Source organism: Tenacibaculum holothuriorum (assembly GCF_002120225.1).
Classification (GTDB): Bacteria; Bacteroidota; Bacteroidia; order Flavobacteriales; family Flavobacteriaceae; genus Polaribacter; species Polaribacter holothuriorum.
In genome coordinates this window covers 259,008-275,899 of record NZ_LAPZ01000002.1, presented here as the reverse complement: position 1 = coordinate 275,899, position 16,892 = coordinate 259,008, and the positions used below count along the sequence as shown (strand labels likewise).

Here is a 16,892-nt window from a genome sequence, read left to right as displayed (position 1 = left end):
CAATGATTACAATAAATAACATCACAAAAAAATACGGTTCTACTCAAGTTTTAAATATTGAGGAATTAGAAATACCAAGAGGTCAATCTTTCGGATTGGTTGGAAATAATGGAGCAGGAAAAACAACATTATTCAATTTATTATTAGATTTAATTCGTCCAACTAGCGGAAAAATTAACAATCACGATGTTCAAGTAAACACAAGTGAAGATTGGAAAAACTTTACAGGCTCGTTTATTGACGAAAGCTTTTTAATTGGATACTTAACTCCTCAAGAATATTTTGAATTTATAGGAGATTTAAGAGGGATGAACAAAGAAGATATAAAAACATTCTTAAATCAATTTGAAGAGTTTTTTAATGGAGAAATTTTAGGAAAGAAAAAGTATTTACGCGATTTAAGTAAGGGTAACCAAAAAAAGGCCGGTATTGTTGCTGCTATGATGGGAAATCCTCAGGTAGTAATTTTAGATGAACCCTTTGCTAATTTAGATCCTACAACACAAATTCGTTTAAAAAATATCATAAAAAAACTTACTGAAGATAGAGATATTACAGTTTTAGTTTCGAGTCACGACTTAAGTCATGTAACCGAAGTGTGCGAACGAATTGTGGTTTTAGATAAAGGAGATGTAGTAAAAGATATTGAAACATCACCAGAAACATTACAAGAATTAGAAAGCTATTTTTCTGCTTAAAAAGAAATCCTTTAAAATTAGCTTTTTATTACTATTTTTACGCTTTTACGTACAATAACAATCCATTAAAGTTGTTGTAAAGTAAAAGCGTATTTTTTATGAAACAATTACCTAAAATCGTAGTTCTTACTATAATTTCTATAATTGCCTACTCGTGTAGTGTAAAGAAAGATGCTTTTTTAAACAGAAATTTTCATGCACTTACCACCAAATACAATGTGTTGTTTAATGGTGAGCAAGCTTTTCTTAAGGGGTTAGAAGAGGTAAGAAATAAACATCAAGATAATTATTGGGAGCGATTACAAATAGAACCCATAACTTTTGATGATAGAAAAATAGTAGCGCCAGCACTTCAACCAGGTTCTGGTTTTGATTTAAGCACTGCTGAAGAGGAAGATGAAAACAGAAACCTTACAAAATTCGATAAAGCTGAAGAAAAAGCAGTAAAAGCTATTCAAAAGCATTCAATGAATATTAAAGGTTATGAGAAAAACCGTCAAATAGATGATGCGTATTTGTTATTAGGAAAATCAAGATATTACACACAGCGCTTTATTCCTGCTATTGAATCTTTCAATTATATAATAGCTAATTATCCTAAAGCAAATTTAATTTACGACACTAAAATCTGGAGAGCAAAGACAAATGTTCGATTAGATAACGAAAAATTAGCTATCGAGTCTATGAAGTTATTGTTAGAGCTTGACAAGAACGAAAAAACACTTACCGATTTACAACGAGAAAAAGCGCATACAGCCTTAGCAATGGCGTATGAAAAGACAGATACAATTCAGAAGGTAATTGAGCACTTAGCAAAATCTACCGAAACATTTACCGATAAAGAACAAGCAGCAAGAAACATGTTTATTCTTGGTCAGGTGTATAGTGAATTAAATAGAAAAGATTCTGCTGCTATGGTGTTTAAAAAGCTAGCAGACTATAAGAAAGCACCCTATAAATATCGTATTCGTGCTAATGTAGAATTGGCAAAAAATGTAGAAAACGATACAGCTTCGTTGGTAGTTTTATATAGACTTAAGAAATTGATAAAAAACACAGATAATAGAAAGTTTTTAAATGCTTTGTATTATCAAGCAGGAGTTTTAGAAGAAGCTCGTGATAGTATCGATGATGCGGTAGGATATTACAAAAAATCATTAGCTGCTAAAAACAATACCGATTATCAAAAAACATTTGCTTTTGAACGTTTAGGAAATATAGCTTTTAACAAAGCAGATTATATTGATGCTGGTTCGTACTACGATAGTGTTTTGCAAGTAGTGCCTAAAGAATATACAAATCTTAAAAGAATCCGTAGAATAAAAAGAAAGAGTAAAGGATTAGCAACTCTAAAGAAGTATGAAGATACGGTAACATATAATGATAGTGTATTAGGTTTAGTTGCTATGACCAAAGATGAGAGGGGTGCATTTTTTGAAAAATACATTGAGAAAATCAAAAAAGAAGACGAAGAACTTCGTCAGTTAGCATTAAATACACAGAACTTCGGAAGTTCGTTTGGAGGTGGTTCATCATTCAATGCGTCAAACAGAGGGAAATGGTATTTTTATAACACCCAATCTATTGGTTTTGGTAAAGCTGAATTTGAAAAAGTTTGGGGAACTAGAAAGTTAGAAGATAATTGGAGAATTTCGGATAAATCTACAAACAGTCAAGATCAAAATGAAGAGGAAGTAGAAGCTTCTACTGAAAAAGTAAATAAGAAATATCAGTTAGCTACATATTTAGATGCAATTCCAACCGAGAAAAAAGAAATAGATGCTTTGGTTGAAGAAAAAAACGAGGCATTGTATCAATTAGGATTAATCTATAAAGAACAGTTTAAAAATAACGAAAGAGCTATTGCAAATCTTGAGCGTTTATCTAAAGAAAAAACAGATAATAAATTAGAGTTGCCAATTAACTATCATTTATATCAACTATATGAAAGAGAAAATGATAAAAATAAAAGTGATTATAGTAAGAACATTATTGTAACAAAGTACCCAAAAAGTACTTTTGCACAAATCATCTTAAACCCTAAAAAGAAAATAGATGAGTCTAAAAAAGAAGACGAAGACTATTTAAAGTATAAAGAATTCTATTATTTATATAAAGAAAATAAGTTTCAAGAGGTTGTTAATGAGATAGATAAATATAGTTTAAGCGGTGCAGATTCGAATTTAATTCCTAAATTTGCACTCCTAAAAGCTTTAGCTATAGGTAAATATCAAGATAAAGACACGTATAAAAAAGCCTTAGACTTTGTAGCATTAAGTTATGCGAATACTGTTGAAGGTAAGAAAGCACAAGAAATTATAAAGCGATTAGAAAAAAACAAGAAATAACCTTCTTTTAAAAATTCCCCAAACCATGTTTAGTAAAGAAAGTAAAAAATCAAAATCAGGAGAAAATAAAGTTATGGAAAGAAATCTTATAGGAAAGAATACCAAAATATCTGGTGATATTATTTCTGAAGGAGATTTCAGAATAGACGGTACTTTAGAAGGTACTATTAAAACCGATGGTAGAGTTATAGTTGGTGATGCTGGTTTTATTCAAGGAAAAGTAGAATGCGCTAATGCAGATGTAGAAGGGAAGTTTTCTGGCGAGTTAATGGTGTCTAACACATTAACAGTTAAGTCTACTGCAACAATTAATGGAGATGTTGTTATTGGTAAATTGTCGGTAGAACCTGGAGCAACTTTTAATGCTACATGTGCTATGAAAGGAGCGGTAAAAGAATTAAAGAAAGATGAAGGAAAGCGAAAAGAAAAAACCGCTTAATAAATACATCCGTTTTTCTGGAATTGCACTTCAAATGGGTTTAACCATTTATCTAGGAAGCTTACTAGGTGAATGGTTAGATCAAAAATATCCAAATAACGATCAACTTTACACAAAAATTTGTACACTTGTAGCCGTTTTTGCAGCAATGCTTTCGGTCATTGTTCAAGTAACAAAACTTTCTAAAGATAATGATTAAACGTATTATATTATTTATTGTGTCAATCTTAGTATTGTTTGCAGTAAGTTATTTTTCTCACGATATGTTCTTAATGAAGAACGAAACCTATCTTTCATTTTCATTACTTAGTGTATATGGCTTTCATGTAATAGCAGCAATAATTGTATATACTATTGTAGAGTTGGTAGCTAGTTACTTGCCTAATCAAGCTGGGTATGCATACTTAGCTTCTATCTTTTTAAAAATAGGTTTTTTTGTACTTATTTTTCAAGCATCTGTCTTTGCAAATGAGCAACTTACAAAACCCGAAAGAATCTCATTAGTAATTCCACTTTTCTTATTTTTAATTATTGAAGCAATTGCGGTTTCAAAACTGTTGAATAACAAACAGTTTGGTTAAAATTAAAACAAAAAACCTAAAAAAAACATCTTAAAAAAACTAAGATAAAAAAAGGGTTTGTAGTTTTAATTAATTGTTTACCTTTGCACGGAAATTTAGAGAGCATAAATCTATATTTAGTAAAGGTATGATGATAGCAAAAAATTCTATCAAGTTTTTAACAGTACTAGCAATAGTATTTTCTTCGTTCACTGCATTTGCAGGAGGTGGTGGTTCTTCAGATAAAGGAGAGCAAGTAAAAACACCAGAACAAATTAACGCTTATATTAAACATCACTTAGCAGATTCGCACGACTTCGCTTTGTATTCATATACAAACGATGCTGGTGAACGTAAACATGTTGGTTTTCCGTTGCCGGTTATAGTGTGGACTAGTAAAGGGTTAAAGACTTTTATGTCTTCAGCTTTCCATCATAATGATGACGGAACTGTAATCGTAGACAAAGGGGATGTTAAGTTAGTAAAGATTCACAGTAAAATTTACGAATTAAACGAAGGAGCTACAACGGTTGCTTTTGATGAAACTCACCACGCTACAAATGCTCACAAAGTATTAGATTTTTCTGTTACTAAGTCTGTGTTCGGAATGTTGTTAGCAGGTTTATTAATGTTCTTAGGTTTTGGTTCTTTAGCTAAAAGTTACAAAAAAGGAGCTATCCCAACAGGAGTAGGTCGCGTTTTAGAACCTTTAGTATTATACGTAAGAGATGAAATTGCAAGACCAAACATTGGTGAAAAGAAATATAAGAAGTTTATGCCATATTTATTAACGGTATTCTTCTTTATCTGGATCTTAAACTTAATGGGGTTAACTCCGTTAGGGTTTAACGTAACAGGTCAAATTGCTGTAACAGTTTGTTTAGCATTGTTTACATTAGTAGTGTACATTACAAGTGGAACAAAAGATTTCTGGGCACATACATTATGGATGCCTGGGGTTCCTAAAATATTAAGACCAATATTAGCAGTTATCGAATTGGTAGGTTTTATTTTAATTAAGCCTTTCTCATTATTAGTGCGTTTATTTGCAAACATTACAGCAGGTCACTTCGTGGTAATGAGCTTAATTGCTTTAATGATTACTTTAAAAGCTCAGTTTGGTGCAGTAGCTTCTACAGGTATTTCATTATTATTGACATTGTTTATTTCGGTAATTGAAATATTAGTGGCGTTTTTACAAGCGTTTATCTTTACAATGTTATCTGCCTTATTTATTGGTATGGCAGTAGAAGAGCATGAACACGATCATGCACATTAATTTAGAATAAGAATTTGTTTAATTATATAAATCAATTAGTATGTACAATTTAATTGGAGCAGGATTAATCGTAATCGGTGGAGGAATCGGATTAGGTCAAATCGGTGGAAAAGCAATGGAAGGAATTGCTCGTCAACCTGAGGCTGCTGGTAAAATCCAAACTGCGATGATCATCATCGGAGCATTATTAGAAGGATTAGCATTCGGTGCTTTAATCTTAGGAAAATAATCTCCCAAGAAACAAAAAAGTAAAACATTTTCCTGTAACGGTTGGTTGCAGGAAATGTTTTCAAATTAAACAAAACAAAATTTAAAAGAATAAATTCAATATATAATGGATCAGTTATTAAATGATTTTTCTCCAGGATTGTTTATCATGCAAATGGTAATCCTTCTTATCTTATTATTTTTATTAGCAAAGTTTGCTTGGAAACCTATCATGGCTTCTTTAACAGAGCGTGAAGAAGGAATTCAAAATGCATTAGATGCTGCTGAAGAAGCAAAGAAAGAAATGCAAAACTTACAAGCTGATAATGATAGATTGTTAAAAGAAGCAAGAGCTGAAAGAGACGCTATGTTAAAAGAAGCTCGTGAGATCAAGGATAATATTGTTGCAGAGGCTAAAGAAGAAGCTCAAGAGCAAGCAGCTATTATGATTGAAAATGCTAAAGCAACAATTAAACAAGAGCAACAAGCAGCTGTAGCTGAATTAAAGAAAAAAGTAGCTGATTTATCAATCGGTATTGCAGAAACAGTTGTTAAGAAAGAATTAGCTTCACAAGATGATCAATTAAAGCTTGTTGAAGGAATGTTAGAAGAAGTTACTTTAAACTAATCATTCAATGAAAGGAGCAAGACCAGCATTACGTTACGCAAAAGCAATCTTAAACCTAGCTAAAGAAGCAGGTAAAGAAACAGAAGTTAACGATAACATGAAGTTAATCGTTGAGACAATTGCTGGAAGTAGCGATTTAGATTCAATGCTTAAAAGCCCTGTAATAAAAGCTGCAGATAAGCGTAAAGTTTTAACAGCACTTTTTGGCGATAAAGTAAATAATGTAATTAAAGGTTTGTTTAACTTATTAGAAGAAAACAAACGTATGTTAATGTTAGAGCCTATTGCAAAGCAATACTCTGTTATTTACGATTATTATAAGAGCATGCAAGTTGCAAAGGTTACAACAGCAGTACCTTTGACAAAAGAATTAGAAGCGAAAGTATTAGCTAAAGTTGAAGAAATAACTGGAAACAAAGCTAATATTGAGAATATAGTAAATCCTGAAATCTTAGGAGGGTTTATTTTACGTGTAGGAGATGTGCAGTACGATGCAAGTATCTCTAACCAATTTAATGAATTAAGAAGAGAATTTGACAATAGTCATTATATTCCAAAAATTTAATTATACATCAAAAGATTTAAGATGGCAGCAATTAAACCAGCTGAAGTATCAGCAATTTTAAAGGAACAATTAACAAATTTCGAAGCGAAAGCTACGTTAAACGAAGTTGGAACTGTATTACAAGTGGGTGATGGTATTGCTCGTGTGTACGGTTTATCAAACGTTCAGTACGGTGAATTAGTAGATTTTGGTAACGGTTTAGAAGGAATCGTATTAAACCTAGAAGAAGATAACGTTGGGGTTGTATTATTAGGAGCATCAACAGGTATTAAAGAAGGATCTACAGTTAAACGTACAGAAAGAATTGCTTCTTTAAAAGTAGGAGAAGGAATTGTTGGACGTGTAGTAGATACATTAGGTAACCCAATCGATGGTAAAGGACCAATCGCAGGAGAAACTTATGAAATGCCATTAGAGCGTAAAGCTCCTGGGGTAATCTACCGTGAGCCAGTAACTGAGCCAATGCAAACAGGTGTTAAGTCTGTAGATGCAATGATTCCTATTGGACGTGGACAACGTGAGTTAATCATTGGAGACCGTCAAACAGGTAAATCAACAGTTGCTATTGATACTATCTTAAATCAAAAAGAGTTTTTCGATGCAGGTGAGCCAGTTTACTGTATTTACGTTGCTGTAGGTCAAAAAGGTTCTACAGTTGCTGCAATCGCAAACATGTTAGAAGAAAAAGGAGCTTTAGCATATACCACTATCGTAGCTGCTAACGCATCTGACCCTGCACCAATGCAGGTATATGCTCCATTCGCAGGAGCTGCAATCGGAGAATATTTCCGTGATACTGGTAGACCAGCTTTAATTGTTTATGATGATTTATCTAAACAAGCAGTTGCTTACCGTGAGGTATCTTTATTATTACGTCGTCCACCAGGACGTGAGGCGTATCCTGGAGACGTTTTCTACTTACACTCAAGATTATTAGAGCGTGCTGCAAAAGTTATTAATGACGATGCTATTGCTGCTGAAATGAACGATTTACCAGAGTCATTAAAAGGTATGGTAAAAGGTGGAGGATCTTTAACTGCATTACCAATTATTGAAACTCAAGCTGGAGACGTTTCTGCATATATCCCAACAAACGTAATTTCGATTACTGATGGACAGATTTTCTTAGAGTCTGATTTATTTAATTCAGGTGTACGTCCTGCAATTAACGTAGGTATTTCTGTATCTCGTGTAGGAGGTTCAGCTCAGATTAAGTCAATGAAGAAAGTATCTGGTACATTAAAGTTAGATCAAGCTCAGTACCGTGAATTAGAAGCATTTGCTAAGTTTGGTTCTGATTTAGATGCTGCTACAATGAACGTAATCGAAAAAGGTAAGCGTAACGTAGAGATCTTAAAGCAAAATCAAGGAGATCCTTTTACAGTTGAAGATCAGGTTGCAATTATCTATGCAGGTTCTAAGAACTTATTAAAAGATGTACCTGTAAACAAGGTAAAAGAATTCGAAGCTAGTTATATCGAGTACTTAAATGCAAAGCATAGAGATACTTTAGATACTTTAAAAGCAGGAAAATTAACTGATGAAGCTGTAGCTGTATTAGAAGATGCTGCTAAAGAGATCTCAGCTAAATATTCAGCTTAATTAATAAATAAAATCAATTTCCCGCAGTAAAATGCGGGAAGCTTTATAATTTTAAGTTCAAATTAGATGGCAAACTTAAAAGAAATACGTAACAGAATTACTTCAATTGGATCAACAATGCAGATTACCTCTGCCATGAAAATGGTATCGGCTGCTAAGTTGAAAAAAGCTCAAGATGCTATTACAGCAATGCGTCCGTATTCATCTAAGCTTACAGAATTATTACAAAGCTTAAGCGCTACTTTAGATAGTGATGCTGGTGGAGTATATTCTACACAAAGAGAAGTAAACAAAGTGTTATTAGTAGTTGTAACTTCTAACAGAGGTTTGTGTGGTGGTTTTAACTCGTCTATTGTTAAAAAGACAGTTAATACAATCAACGAAAAATACAATAATGCTACTGTTGAATTATTAACTATCGGTAAAAAAGGTAACGATATCTTATCTAAAGATTATACTGTAATCGAAAATAGAAGTAATATTTTTGATGAATTAACTTTTGATAATGTTGCTAGAGTTGCTGAAAAATTAATGGATTTATATGTTGACGGTTCTTACGATAAAATAGAAGTTATCTACAACAGATTTAAAAATGCTGCTACTCAAATACCACAAGTAGAGCAATTTTTACCAATTAAACCTGTAGAGAGTGTCGCTAATGTAAACTTAGATTACATTTTCGAACCATCGAAAGAAGAAATCGTTTTAGAGTTAATTCCAAAATCGTTAAAAACGCAATTATATAAAGCTGTTCGTGATTCATTTGCTGCCGAACACGGAGCTCGTATGACTGCAATGCACAAAGCAACTGATAATGCTAAGGAATTACGTGACGAATTAAAGTTAACTTATAACAAAGCACGTCAAGCTGCAATTACTGGAGAAATCTTAGAAATTGTTGGTGGAGCAGAAGCACTTAACAATTAGGCGTAGCCAAATGTTAAAACATAGCTTTAAATAATTAGAATAAACATATTTCTATAATATAAAAAAGCCAAAACTTAATAAAGTTTTGGCTTTTGTTTTTTAATAGATTTGGTATTTTCGAAATCAATTTTTAAACAAAAAACTATGAAAAAATTATTATTCAATCTATTCTTACTAGTTAGTACTTTATCTCTTGTTTCTTGTTCAGGAAATGATGATGATGTAAGCTCAGGAAATAAGAATGAACTTAAAGTTGTTATTGATGGAAAAGAAGAAGTATTTAACACTATAGTTGTAAATAAAAATGCACAAAACCCTTTTGGGACTAATGAAGTTGTTCAATTAACGGCAACAATTAATAGTTCAACAGCAAAAGTAATCACGTTTTTATTAGAAAAAGGAGCAGTAGGAAATAATACACTAGGAGTATTTACATATACAGATAATGGTTAAACTTATACGTATGGAGGAGTAACTGTAGGAAGTTCTTCTTGTAATGCAACAAGTAACTTAACACTTATAGTTTCTAAGAATGATGATACTACTCTTTCCGGAAATTTTTCTGGAAAATTAGAAAAATGCGATTCTAATGATAAATTAAAAGCGAAAATAATTACAAGCGGTTCGTTTACTTTCAATTACTAATAAAACAAAAGCCTTTAAGTTTATCTTAAAGGCTTTTTTATTCTTTCCTATTTTTACTTCTGTACCAAACGTAAAGGCATTTTGTAGAAGTGTAAATCTTGTTTTAAGTTTTTATATATCTTCTTATAGTTTAATTTTAATGCTGTAAAAATACCTCAAAATCAATGGTTTACAATTATGAGAAGAGTTATAGAATCATAGTTTAATAGTTGCCAATAGTTAAAAATTAAACTTATTTACACTAGGGTAATATTGAGTAATCTTCTTTGAAAAGAAGAAATTACTTAAACTTTTTCATTACTACTCTTATAGAGGTTTATCAAAAAGAAAGTATTTATGAGTTTTTAACATCAAGTTATCAATTTGAAGCTTTATCATAATGTTTTGTCGATATATATTTTTGTATTTTCGAAATAGAAAACAAGAGCATATGACGCGAAAATTCAAAAGAAAAAATACTTATACAATTGCATTTTATAATGTAGAAAATTTATTCGATACAATTAATAATCCACATACAGCAGATGACGATTTTACTCCTGATAGTCGAAAAAAATGGGATAAGAAAAGATATAATCATAAGCTAAGAAAGATATCTTCAGTGTTACCTAAATTGGGTAAAAACTATTCAACTCATGCTCCAGCAATCATAGGTTTAGTAGAAGTAGAAAACAAACAGGTTTTAAAAGACTTAACTCAGCATAAAAATTTACTAAAATATAATTACGGTTATATTCATTATGATTCTTCAGATGAAAGAGGGATAGATACGGCTTTATTATATAAGAAAGATTTATTTATACCCATTAGTTCAGATAAACATGCGATTCATTTTGAAGATGACGAAGGAATTATAGACTACACAAGAGATCTGTTAGTTGTAAAAGGAATGCTTAAAAATGAATTAGTATATGTTTTTGTAAATCATTGGCCTTCTAGGAGAGATGGAGAAGAGGAAACAAAGCATAAAAGAATCGCTTCAGCAAATTTGGTTCATGAAGTAATTGAAAACATTAAAAAAGAAACTCCATATCCAAATATAATTATTATGGGAGATTTTAATGATGATCCTTCAAGTGAAAGTATCAAAGAACATTTAATGAAGGCAGATCTTTTTAATCCTATGGAAAACTTACATAAGAAAGGAAAAGGAACGTTATCTTTTAGAGGACAATGGAATTTGTTTGATCAAATTATATTATCAAGAACCTTTTTAGAAGGCGAAACAAGTTTATCGTTTTGTGAAGCCAAAATTTTTAATAAAGATTGGTTAAAAGTACACAAAGGAAAGTTGAAAGGAACGCCATTTAGAACCTATATAGGTCCTTGGTATCAAGGAGGGTTTTCAGATCATTTACCAGTGTTTGTAACGTTAGGTTCAAAATCTTAACTTTTTCGGAACACTCTTTGTAATGTATAATGCATGTTCACGTCTAAACTCACAGATTAAACAGAAAATCATGCGTAAAATATTAGTATTAGTTAGCTTATTTTTAATTGCAAGTGTTTTTGCACAAACAAAAGAATATAATGCACTATTAAAAAAACACGTAAGTGCTAGTGGAAATGTAAACTATAAAGAGTTTAAAAAAGATGAAGCAAAACTTCAATCTTACTTAGATTATTTAGCAGCAACGAAACCTCAAAAATCTTGGTCAGCAGCAAAAGCAAAAGCATTTTGGGCTAATGCTTATAACGCATATACGATCAAATTGATTTTAGATAATTACCCACTTAAAAGTATTATGAAAATTAAAAAGAAGGGTAAAAATGCTTGGGAGATTCCTTTTGCTAAAGTTGGAGGTAAAATCTATACTTTAAATCAAATAGAACACGAAATTTTACGTAAAAAATATAGCGACCCTAAAATTCACGTAGCAGTAAACTGCGCTTCGGGTTCTTGTCCTCAATTACCAAATTATGCTTTTACAGAAGCAAACTATAACGCTAAGACCAAAGCTTTAATGAAGAAGTTTATCAACGATCCTAAGCGTAACAAGATCTCAGAAGACAAAATTCAATTATCTAAAATATTCGAATGGTTCAAAGGGGATTTTACTAAAAAAGGATCTTTAATTGATTACATAAACAAGTATGCTAATACAAAGATTAGTAAGAAAGCAAAGATTAAACACTTAGAATACGATTGGAGTTTAAACGGAAAGTAATCTAAATACCAATTCTTAAAACAATTTGTATTTTTACTTTTCATCAGAAAATTAAACACATGTCTAAAACATACTATGACCCAGCCGATTTACGTAAGTTCGGTAAAATAACAGAATGGAGCGAAGAACTTGGAAACAAGTTCTTTGACTATTATGGAAAAGTTTTTGAAGAAGGAGCCTTAACAGCTCGCGAAAAAAGCTTAATTGCATTAGCTGTAGCACATACAGAACAATGTCCATATTGTATAGACGCGTATACAAAAGACGGTTTACAGCGCGGAATTACTAAAGAAGAAATGATGGAAGCTATTCATGTAGGAGCAGCCATTAAAAGTGGAGCTACTTTAGTACACGGAGTTCAAATGATGAACAAAGTGAATAAATTGGAGATGTAGAATGAAACTAATAAATTTAGTTAACTATATTCAATAGTAATGTCCATTTTAATTCTTTTTTAAAAAGTAACTCTTTGAATGTAGATTCTGAATGTATTGAGATTTATATGGAAAATGAAATTCATATAAATTCTGAGCTTGCTTTTTTTGAAATTGAACATTCTGAAGGAAGGTTAATTATCGAAGAAAACAACACTAAATTTCACAATCTTTTCGACTTTGATTTCTTTAATGATTTTATGGATGAAATAAAAGAGAGTGAAAGTTTTGATTCAGATAAAGTAATAGAAACATTAATAGATTATGCTAATAACGACGCATAAAAACTTATTATGAAGAAATCGCTTTTAGCACGAAATAATGATTTAGCAAATACACAGCGTCAGTTAGAAATTTTATCGAATGGAATTTTTGCTGATGGTGAACTACCTACGTTTGCCAAAAAAATTAGAGAAACCAATCAGTTTCCTCTAAAACCTAAAAAACTCGAAATACTACAAATAAACGTTGGTTACATGTGTAACCAAGTTTGTGCGCATTGTCATGTAGATGCGGGTCCAGATCGAAAAGAGATTATGACCATAGAAACCATGGAACAATGTTTAGACGTAATTCGAAAAACAGGAGCGCATACCTTAGATTTAACTGGTGGAGCTCCAGAAATGAATCCTAATTTTCGTTGGTTTGTAGAAGAAGCTTCAAAAGCAGGAATTAAAGACTTTATTGTTCGTTCTAATCTAACAATTATTAGAGCTAATAAAAAGTATTACGACTTACCTGAGTTCTTCAAAAAACATAATGTACACGTTGTTTCTTCGATGCCTCATTGGACTCGTGGTAAAACTGACAAACAACGTGGTGATGGAGTTTTCGATAAATCAATCAAAGCATTACAAATGCTAAATGAAGTTGGTTATGGAGTTAACGGAACTGGCTTACAATTAGATTTAGTATACAATCCATCTGGTGCATTTTTACCAGGAGATCAGGCTGCTTTAGAGAGTGATTTCAAAAAAGCTTTAAACGAAGATTTTGAAATTTCATTCAACAGTTTATTTGCAATTACCAATTTACCCATAAGCCGATTTTTAGATTATTTAATAGCTTCTGAAAATTACGAAGATTATATGTACGCGTTGGTAGAAGCATATAATCCGATGGCTGTAGAAAATGTAATGTGCACCAATACCTTATCAATAAGTTGGGATGGTTATTTGTACGATTGCGATTTCAACCAAATGCTAAACCTAAAAGTTGATAGTAAAGCAAAACATATTTCGGAGTATAATGAAGAGTTATTACAAAACAGAAATATTATTATCAATCAACATTGTTATGGTTGTACTGCAGGAGCAGGAAGTAGTTGTCAAGGAACTGTAGCGTAAAACATGAAAAATATTGTATTCTTTCTTTGTTTAATCTCTGTGAGTTCTTTTTCTCAAAAGAATTTAAAACAGCTATTGAAAAAATACAATACAGAAAGTGTTCCTTATATTACTGTGTCTGATTTACAAAAAGACAGCAATACAATTTTATTAGACGCTAGAGAACTTAAAGAGTTCGAGGTTAGTCACCTTAAAAATGCTATTTGTGTTGGTTATGATTTTTTCAGTTTAAAAAAAACATTACAAAAACTTCCAAAAGACAAAAACAGCAAAATAGTTGTATACTGCTCATTAGGAATCCGTTCTGAAGATATTGCTGAACAACTTCAAAAAGCAGGATACACGAATGTATTTAATCTATACGGTGGGATTTTCGAGTGGAAAAACCAAAATAACACAGTAGTTAACAATCAAAATAAACCTACAGAAAAAGTCCACGCTTTCAATAAAGAATGGAGCAAGTGGCTACATAAAGGAGAAAAGATATATGAGTAAAAACTTATTATTGATTTTTACCAGAAATCCAGAATTAGGAAAAGTAAAAACACGTTTAGCAAAAACAGTTGGAGACGAAGCTGCGTTAAACATTTATAAATTCTTATTAAATCACACCAAAGAAGTTACGCAAAAAATAGCTTGTGATAAAGCAGTTTACTATTCGGTAAAAGTTAGAGAGAATGATATTTGGGATGCTTCAATATATCAAAAGTACCCGCAGTTTGGTGAAGATTTAGGTGTTCGAATGCACAATGCTTTTCAAAACGGTTTTGATAATAATTATGAAAAGATATTAATTGTTGGTAGCGATTTATTCGATTTAGAAGAAAAACATATCAACGAAGCTTTTGAAAAACTCAATTCAAATGATGTGGTAATAGGACCTGCCGAAGATGGTGGATATTATCTATTAGGAATGAAAGTTATGCATCCAGCAGTTTTTCAAAACAAAGAATGGGGAACATCAACTGTACGACAAGACACATTAAATGATTTACAAAACGTTTCTGTACATTTGTTGGAAACCTTAAATGATGTAGATGTTTTTGACGATATCAAAGACAATCCTGTATTCGAACAATTTTTAAAATAATCGTCATTCCGAATGAAATGAAGGAATCTTATGATAAAAGATTGCTTCGTTCCTCGCAATGACAAACGAAATAGTAAAATGCTAAAAAAACAACAGTTACAAGAAACAACAACGTTTCTTCAAGATAAAGGAATTTCAAATCCAGAAGTTGGAATTGTATTAGGAACAGGTTTAGGAAAACTTGTAAATGAAATTGATATTGAACATGAAATTCCATATTCAGAAATTCCACATTTTCCACAAGCAACTGTAGAATTCCATTCAGGAAAATTGATTTACGGTACACTTTCGGGGAAAAAAGTTTTGGTAATGTCGGGTCGCTTTCATGTATATGAAGGTTATAATCTATGGGAAGTTACCTATGGAATAAGAAGCATGCACGCTTTAGGGATTAAAATCTTGTTGATTTCTAACGCAGCAGGAGCAGTGAACTTAAATTTCAAAAAAGGTCATTTAATGCTTATTGATGATCATTTAAACCTTCAAGGAAGTTCACCTTTAGCTTTTAAAAGAGCTGGTGAAATGGGTGATTTATTTGCCGATATGCTAGAGCCATATTCAAAAGAATTGAATACCAAAATGAAAGCTATTGCAAAAGCTAACGACATAGATTTAAAAGAAGGTGTGTATGCAAGTGTTGTAGGGCCTCAATTAGAAACGAGAGCAGAATACAGAATGCTTCAAATTTTAGAGGTTGATGCTGTTGGTATGAGTACTGTGCCTGAGGTTATTGTTGCAAAACATTTACAGTTATCATGTGTTGCAGTTTCAGTTTTAACAGATGAATGTGATCCTAAAAACTTACAACCTGTGAATATTCAGGAAATTATTGAAGTTGCAGGAAAAGCAGAACCGAAAATGATAACATTATTTAAAGAATTAATAGAACAATTATAGAATCAAGACTTTTAGATTCAAGAATCAAGATAAACTATAAAACTGTCTTACTTCTTGTTTCTCGTCTCTCTTATCTCAAAAAATATGAGTTATTTAGAAACTACAAAAGATGTATATAAAGAAGCAGCCTTAACTCCAGATGTTGGTTTGTGTTGTACTACCAATCCAATATGGGAATTACCAGGATTAAAAATTCCAAGAATTATGCAAGAAATGAACTACGGATGTGGTTCTACAGTACATGCACGTGATTTAACCAACAATCCAAAAATGTTATATGTTGGTGTTGGTGGTGGAATGGAGTTATTACAATTTGCTTACTTCAATAGAAATAAAGGAGGTGTAATTGGATTGGATGTTGTGGATGAAATGTTAGAAGCTTCTCGTAAAAACTTTAAAATTGCCGAGGAGGAAAACGACTGGTTTAAAAGTGAGTTTGTAGACTTACGTAAAGGAGATGCTTTAAATTTACCTGTTGAAGATAATTCGGTAGATGTGGCAGCACAAAACTGTTTGTTCAACATCTTTAAAACAGACGATTTAAAGAAAGCGATTGCTGAAATGTATCGTGTTTTAAAACCACACGGACGTTTGGTAATGAGTGACCCTACTTGTGAACAACCAATGAACGAAACATTACGTAACGATGAACGTTTACGTGCTTTGTGTTTAAGCGGAAGTTTACCAATTGCTGAATATGTAAAAATGCTTACTGATGCTGGTTTTGGAACGATTGAAATTAGAGCAAGAAAACCTTATAGAATTTTAGATCCGAAGAATTATCCTACAGATGAATTGATTTATATTGAGTCTATTGAAGTTGCAGCAATTAAAGATCCAATGCCAGAAGATGGACCTTGTGTTTTTACAGGAAAAGCTGCTATTTATTTTGGTGACGAAGATTACTTTGATGATGGAGCAGGACATACTTTATTAAAAAACCAGCCTTTAGCTATTTGCGATAAAACAGCAGCAGCATTAAAAGCTTTAGGTAGAGACGATATTTATTTTTCAGAATCTACCTACCATTACGATGGTGGCGGATGCTGTTAAATTTCA

Annotated in this window: 22 protein-coding genes; 21 read left to right on the top strand and 1 reads right to left on the bottom strand. The window is 31.8% G+C overall.

The window, feature by feature from the left end; translation table 11 throughout:
* Window positions 1–2 precede the first annotated feature (2 nt).
* The 12 genes from WH52_RS04200 to WH52_RS04145 all read left to right on the top strand — a co-directional run bounded on the left by WH52_RS04200 (window position 3) and on the right by WH52_RS04145 (window position 9,706).
* Window positions 3–698 (top strand): ABC transporter ATP-binding protein, encoded by a 696-nt coding sequence (locus WH52_RS04200; RefSeq protein WP_086029677.1) that lies wholly within the window; start codon window positions 3–5, stop codon window positions 696–698.
* 98 nt (window positions 699–796) lie between these two features.
* Window positions 797–3,046, top strand: coding sequence for a type IX secretion system periplasmic lipoprotein PorW/SprE (gene porW, locus WH52_RS04195; protein ID WP_086029676.1), 2,250 nt, complete (start codon window positions 797–799; stop codon window positions 3,044–3,046).
* Window positions 3,047–3,071: 25 nt separating this feature from the next.
* Window positions 3,072–3,485 carry a bactofilin family protein gene (locus tag WH52_RS04190; protein ID WP_086029675.1) on the top strand — a complete coding sequence of 138 codons (414 nt, stop codon included), beginning with the start codon at window positions 3,072–3,074 and terminating at the stop codon, window positions 3,483–3,485.
* Window positions 3,454–3,684: an AtpZ/AtpI family protein gene (locus WH52_RS04185; RefSeq protein ID WP_086029674.1), complete on the top strand. Its 231-nt coding sequence runs from the start codon at window positions 3,454–3,456 to the stop codon at window positions 3,682–3,684. The genes WH52_RS04190 and WH52_RS04185 overlap by 32 nt, the downstream gene beginning before the upstream one ends.
* Window positions 3,677–4,066, top strand: coding sequence for a DUF6168 family protein (locus WH52_RS04180; RefSeq protein WP_086029673.1), 390 nt, complete (start codon window positions 3,677–3,679; stop codon window positions 4,064–4,066). Before WH52_RS04185 ends, WH52_RS04180 begins: the two co-directional genes overlap by 8 nt.
* 127 nt (window positions 4,067–4,193) lie before the next feature.
* Entirely contained in the window at window positions 4,194–5,324 is a 1,131-nt protein-coding gene (gene atpB / locus WH52_RS04175; RefSeq protein WP_086029672.1) for a F0F1 ATP synthase subunit A, read from the top strand.
* Between the two features lie 40 nt (window positions 5,325–5,364).
* Window positions 5,365–5,553, top strand: a complete 189-nt coding sequence (atpE, locus tag WH52_RS04170) for an ATP synthase F0 subunit C (RefSeq protein ID WP_004569351.1) — start codon at window positions 5,365–5,367, stop codon at window positions 5,551–5,553.
* A gap of 105 nt (window positions 5,554–5,658) precedes the next feature.
* A complete protein-coding gene (locus tag WH52_RS04165; protein WP_086029671.1) occupies window positions 5,659–6,159 on the top strand; it encodes a F0F1 ATP synthase subunit B in 501 nt (166 codons plus the stop codon).
* Window positions 6,160–6,166: 7 nt separating this feature from the next.
* Complete coding sequence (atpH, locus tag WH52_RS04160) at window positions 6,167–6,724, top strand: ATP synthase F1 subunit delta (RefSeq protein WP_086029670.1); 558 nt, start codon at window positions 6,167–6,169, stop codon at window positions 6,722–6,724.
* Window positions 6,725–6,745: 21 nt separating this feature from the next.
* Complete coding sequence (atpA, locus tag WH52_RS04155) at window positions 6,746–8,326, top strand: F0F1 ATP synthase subunit alpha (protein WP_086029669.1); 1,581 nt, start codon at window positions 6,746–6,748, stop codon at window positions 8,324–8,326.
* A gap of 66 nt (window positions 8,327–8,392) precedes the next feature.
* A complete protein-coding gene (gene atpG, locus WH52_RS04150; RefSeq protein ID WP_086029668.1) occupies window positions 8,393–9,253 on the top strand; it encodes an ATP synthase F1 subunit gamma in 861 nt (286 codons plus the stop codon).
* 144 nt (window positions 9,254–9,397) lie between these two features.
* Window positions 9,398–9,706: a hypothetical protein gene (locus WH52_RS04145; protein ID WP_086029667.1), complete on the top strand. Its 309-nt coding sequence runs from the start codon at window positions 9,398–9,400 to the stop codon at window positions 9,704–9,706.
* Window positions 9,707–9,708: 2 nt separating this feature from the next.
* Here WH52_RS04145 and WH52_RS04140 read toward each other — a convergent pair whose 3' ends face one another.
* Window positions 9,709–9,891 (bottom strand): hypothetical protein, encoded by a 183-nt coding sequence (locus WH52_RS04140; protein ID WP_086029666.1) that lies wholly within the window; start codon window positions 9,889–9,891, stop codon window positions 9,709–9,711.
* Between the two features lie 437 nt (window positions 9,892–10,328).
* Between WH52_RS04140 and WH52_RS04135 the strand changes: the two genes are divergently transcribed.
* The 9 genes from WH52_RS04135 to arsM all read left to right on the top strand — a co-directional run bounded on the left by WH52_RS04135 (window position 10,329) and on the right by arsM (window position 16,886).
* Window positions 10,329–11,288, top strand: a complete 960-nt coding sequence (locus tag WH52_RS04135) for an endonuclease/exonuclease/phosphatase family protein (protein ID WP_086029665.1) — start codon at window positions 10,329–10,331, stop codon at window positions 11,286–11,288.
* A 70-nt stretch (window positions 11,289–11,358) separates the two neighbouring features.
* The gene (locus WH52_RS04130; RefSeq protein ID WP_086029664.1) at window positions 11,359–12,066 is read left to right on the top strand and encodes a DUF547 domain-containing protein; all 708 of its coding nucleotides are present in this window, start codon (window positions 11,359–11,361) and stop codon (window positions 12,064–12,066) included.
* 59 nt (window positions 12,067–12,125) lie between these two features.
* Complete coding sequence (locus tag WH52_RS04125; protein WP_086029663.1) at window positions 12,126–12,461, top strand: arsenosugar biosynthesis-associated peroxidase-like protein; 336 nt, start codon at window positions 12,126–12,128, stop codon at window positions 12,459–12,461.
* 74 nt (window positions 12,462–12,535) lie between these two features.
* On the top strand, window positions 12,536–12,784 hold the full coding sequence (locus WH52_RS14950) for a hypothetical protein (protein ID WP_198938371.1): 249 nt from the start codon (window positions 12,536–12,538) through the stop codon (window positions 12,782–12,784).
* A 6-nt stretch (window positions 12,785–12,790) separates the two neighbouring features.
* Window positions 12,791–13,846, top strand: a complete 1,056-nt coding sequence (gene arsS, locus WH52_RS04115) for an arsenosugar biosynthesis radical SAM (seleno)protein ArsS (protein ID WP_086029661.1) — start codon at window positions 12,791–12,793, stop codon at window positions 13,844–13,846.
* Between the two features lie 3 nt (window positions 13,847–13,849).
* Window positions 13,850–14,341 carry a rhodanese-like domain-containing protein gene (locus tag WH52_RS04110; protein ID WP_086029660.1) on the top strand — a complete coding sequence of 164 codons (492 nt, stop codon included), beginning with the start codon at window positions 13,850–13,852 and terminating at the stop codon, window positions 14,339–14,341.
* Window positions 14,334–14,936: a TIGR04282 family arsenosugar biosynthesis glycosyltransferase gene (locus WH52_RS04105; protein WP_086029659.1), complete on the top strand. Its 603-nt coding sequence runs from the start codon at window positions 14,334–14,336 to the stop codon at window positions 14,934–14,936. Before WH52_RS04110 ends, WH52_RS04105 begins: the two co-directional genes overlap by 8 nt.
* 78 nt (window positions 14,937–15,014) lie before the next feature.
* A complete protein-coding gene (locus WH52_RS04100) occupies window positions 15,015–15,833 on the top strand; it encodes a purine-nucleoside phosphorylase (RefSeq protein WP_086029658.1) in 819 nt (272 codons plus the stop codon).
* Window positions 15,834–15,917: 84 nt separating this feature from the next.
* Window positions 15,918–16,886: an arsenosugar biosynthesis arsenite methyltransferase ArsM gene (gene arsM / locus WH52_RS04095; RefSeq protein ID WP_086029657.1), complete on the top strand. Its 969-nt coding sequence runs from the start codon at window positions 15,918–15,920 to the stop codon at window positions 16,884–16,886.
* Window positions 16,887–16,892: the final 6 nt, after the last annotated feature.